General features: G+C 57.9%; 3 protein-coding genes. 2 read left to right on the forward strand and 1 reads right to left on the reverse strand.

The window, feature by feature from the left end:
- On the forward strand, positions 1-1474 hold a 1474-nt coding region (gene dxs / locus WB402_RS08895; protein ID WP_424207010.1), incomplete at its 5' end, for a 1-deoxy-D-xylulose-5-phosphate synthase.
- 60 nt (positions 1475-1534) lie between these two features.
- Positions 1535-2350, forward strand: coding sequence for a GTP cyclohydrolase FolE2 (gene folE2 / locus WB402_RS08900; protein WP_424207012.1), 816 nt, complete (start codon positions 1535-1537; stop codon positions 2348-2350).
- 18 nt (positions 2351-2368) lie between these two features.
- On the opposite strand, the gene WB402_RS08905 is transcribed toward folE2, so the two are convergent.
- On the reverse strand, positions 2369-4155 hold a 1787-nt coding region (locus tag WB402_RS08905; protein ID WP_424207014.1), incomplete at its 5' end, for a putative bifunctional diguanylate cyclase/phosphodiesterase.

Genomic DNA, 4155 nt, shown 5'->3' on the forward strand with positions numbered 1-4155 from the left:
CACCGGCTCCGAGCGCCAGGTGCTGGCGGTCATCGGCGACGGCGCACTGTCCGGCGGGCAGGCGTTCGAGGCGCTCAACAACGCCGGCAACATGGACGCCAACCTGCTGGTGATTCTCAACGACAACGACATGTCCATCTCGCCCAACGTCGGCGCGATGTCGCATTACCTGGCGCGCATTCTCTCGGGCAAGGTCTACAGCCACATGCGCGAGGGCTCCAAGACCGTGCTGTCCACGATCCCGCCGATGTGGGAGCTGGCCAAGCGCGTGGAGGAGCACATGAAGGGCATGGTCATGCCGAGTACGCTGTTCGAGGAGCTGGGCTTCAACTATTTCGGTCCCGTGGACGGACATAACCTGAATGCGCTGATCCGCATGCTCAGGAATCTGCGCAGCCGCAAGGGCCCGCGTTTCCTTCACGTCGTGACACGCAAGGGCAAGGGCTACCAGCCGGCCGAGGGCGATCCCTGCGTGTATCACGGCGTCACGCCCTTCGATCCCGCCACCGGCAAGATGGAGAAAAAACCATCGGGCAAAACTTACACGCAGGTGTTCGGCGAATGGTTGTGCGACATGGCCGCGCGCGACGTGCGCCTGGTCGGCATCACACCGGCGATGCGCGAGGGCTCGGGGCTGGTTCAATTCTCCGAGCGTTTTCCGACGCGCTATTTCGACGTCGGCATTGCCGAGCAACACGCGCTCACCTTCGCCGCGGGGCTGGCCTGCGACGGCATGAAGCCGGTGGTGGCGATTTACTCCACCTTCCTGCAGCGCGGATACGATCAGCTGATCCACGATATCTGTTTGCAAAATCTGCCGGTGTTGCTGGCTATCGACCGCGCGGGACTGGTGGGCGCAGACGGGGCGACGCATGCCGGCAGTTACGATTTTTCCTACCTGCGCTGCCTGCCGAACATGACGGTCATGGCGCCGGCCGATGAAAATGAATGCCGCCAGATGCTGGCCACCGGTTTTCAGCTTGACGCCCCGGCCGCGGTGCGTTATCCGCGCGGCGCCGGGCCGGGCGCGGCCGTCGATCCGGCCTTGCTGACGCTCCCCATCGGCAAGGCCGAGATACGGCGCGAAGGAAAGCGCATCGCCCTGCTCGCCTTCGGCAGCATGCTCGCACCGGCGCTGGAAGCGGGCGCGGCCTTCAACGCCACCGTGGTCAACATGCGTTTCGTGAAACCGCTGGACGAAGAACTGGTGCGGGAACTGGCCCGCAACCACGACCTGCTGGTCACGGTCGAGGAAAACGTCGTGGCCGGCGGGGCCGGGAGTGCCGTCAATGAATGCCTGATGGCCGCGGGTCTCGCGACGCGCGTCGTCAATCTTGGCCTCCCTGACCGCTTCATCGAGCACGGCGACCACCGCGAACAACTTGCGCAGTGCGGATTGGACGCCGCCGGTATCCGGCGTACGATACTGCGTCATGCCCCGGCGGAAGCTCCCGTACACCGGGAAACCGCCTAAACTTGACCGAATCACTCAACTACTTCATCATTGGCGGCCGTTAAGTAGAGAGATTCTGTGATGAAACTCAAAAACAAAACCGAAGTCGTCGACATCATCGCCGACGTCCAGAACAGTCCGGACCTGCGCCATCTCCCCATCGACAAGGTCGGAATCAAGGAAATCCGGCACCCGGTCGTGGTCCGGGATCGTTCCCAGGGGCTGCAGCACACGATAGCGAGTTTCAACATGTATGTGGAGTTGCCACATAATTTCAAAGGCACGCATATGTCACGCTTCGTCGAGATTCTGAACAGTCACGACATGGAAATCTCCGTCGAGTCGTTCAAGGACATGCTGGCGGACATGAGCAAGCGGCTTGAGGCCGACACCGGTCACATTGAAATGAGCTTCCCGTATTTTATCAACAAGGTCGCGCCGGTTTCCGGCGTCAAGAGCCTGATGGATTACCAGATCGCGTTCATCGGCGAAATCCACCACGGGCAGGACGTGATGACGATCAAGGTGGTGGTGCCGGTCACCAGCCTCTGCCCCTGCTCCAAGGAAATTTCCCAGTATGGCGCCCACAACCAGCGTTCGCACGTGACATTAACCGTGCGCACCAACACCTTCGTGTGGGTCGAAGACCTGATTGATCTAGTGGAAAAACAGGCGAGCTGCGAGCTCTATGGGCTGTTAAAACGCCCGGATGAGAAATACGTCACCGAACACGCCTACGACAATCCCAAGTTTGTCGAAGACATGGTTCGCGATGTCGCGGCAGTGCTGAACCGGGACGACCGCATCGACGCCTACATGGTGGAGTCGGAGAATTTCGAATCCATCCACAACCACTCGGCCTACGCGATGATCAAAAAGGACAAGACGCAGAACTGACGCCGCGACCGCGGGAACTCAGCTCGCGTTCTTCTTGGTATTGGACAATAAGCGCAGATTCACCGGCAGCCGCTCCGACGGCATCCCGACGAAATATCCCTGCATGTAATCCACGCCGGATGCCTTGAGCATAGTGACGGTTTTTTCGTCTGGCACGAACTCGGCGATCGTTTTCATGCCGAGCGAGCGGGCAATGTGAATGATGGAAAGCACCATTGTCTCGTCAATGGAATTCTGCGCCATGCTGTTCACGAAAGAACCGTCTATTTTGATGAAATCCACTGGCAAATTCTTGAGATAGACGAACGAGCTGAAGCCGGTACCGAAATCATCCAGTGCAAAGCGGCAGCCTGTGGCTTGCAGCCCCTGAATAAGGTGCTTCGCATTTTCCAGATGGCGCAAGGCCGATTGCTCGGTGATTTCAAGAATCACACAACCCGGCGGCAACTGGTTAAGCGTCATCTGGTCCTTGATCAGTTGCAGCAGGGACTTATCCTCCAGCGACTGTCCTGACAAATTGATCGAGAAGATAATCTCGCGGCCAGCGGCACGGAAGTCTGCCAGCGCTTTCATGGCGTGTACGATTACCCAACGGTCTATGTCCGTCATCAGACCGAAACGCTGCGCCACCGGCAGGAAAGTCGAGGGCAACACCAGCTCGCCTTTAGGCCCCGGCATGCGCAGGAGCACCTCATAGCATTCTTTGCCGGAGTCAACGTTATCTATGATGGGCTGGTATACCAGCACGAACTGGTCATCCCGAATGGCCTCTTGGATGCGCTTGAACCAACCGGTATCCACGGCGATTTCTGTTTTACTTTCATCGCGGTCTTCGTATATATGAAAGCAATTGCGTCCTTGTGACTTGGACGCGAAGCAGGCCGTATCAGCATGCGACATGATTTCATCGGGAGTGTGTCTTCCGGGGCTGACCATGGCGATACCGATGCTGCAATTAACGCTGAAAGTATGTTCGCCTTCGGTGACGCGCGATCCACTCATAACCTTGTTGAAGGAACTCGCCAGATTCAGTGCGACTTCGCGGGAGATACCGCGGGCAAGCACCGTGAACTCGTCGCCGCCGAGGCGCGATACCACATCCTTCTCGCTCACCTGGGACTTCAGCAGTTCGGCGACGCGAATCAATAATCTATCTCCCGCGGCGTGTCCATGCGAGTCATTGACTTGCTTGAACTTATCGAGATCGATGAAGTACACAGCGCTCTCGATACCGTTTTGTGTGACATATTCGATCTCTTCCTCCAGCATGCGCGCGAAATAACTGCGGTTCACAAGCCCGGTCAGCGGATCGCTCTCCGCCATTCTCCGCAGGGTTTCGTCCCGTTCTTTTAGGGCGCGGATGGTGATATTCAGCGCATCGCTGATGACGGCGATTTCGGCGTCTTTCGCCCGCTCAACTTCGACATTGGTTTCTCCCCGGGCGAGCCGGGCAAGAGGGATCTGCAACGCGGTCAACGGCGCCAGCGCCCGCCGAATGATCCGGGTTCCGAAAATCAGCCCGATCATCAGCAAAAGCGCGATGAACAGGCTGCCGGAGGTCATGCTGCTGATCAGTTGTTCCTTGTAGTAGTCGGAATCGATGCTGAGATCGAGGTACCCGACAATCTTCACATTTTCCGCTTTTTCATTATCCAGGCTGAAATTGAGCAAGCCACCCGAGTTGATGGATTTGATGCGAATGGGCGATATAAAACGAAGGTAACCGCCTCGCAGCAACGACCTGTCCACGAGATAATTTCTTTCCGCACTAGCGGGCCTCGCAAGTATTTCCAGTTGCTGAGGTG

Origin of the sequence: Sulfuricaulis sp. (assembly GCF_049587675.1) — a bacterium.
In the GTDB taxonomy this organism is placed as follows: Bacteria; Pseudomonadota; Gammaproteobacteria; order Acidiferrobacterales; family Sulfurifustaceae; genus Sulfuricaulis.

Coding starts and splice junctions, on each gene's coding strand:
- folE2 (WP_424207012.1), top strand. CDS start 1,535: ATGAAACTCAAAAACAAAACCGAAGTCGTCGACATCATCGCCGACGTC.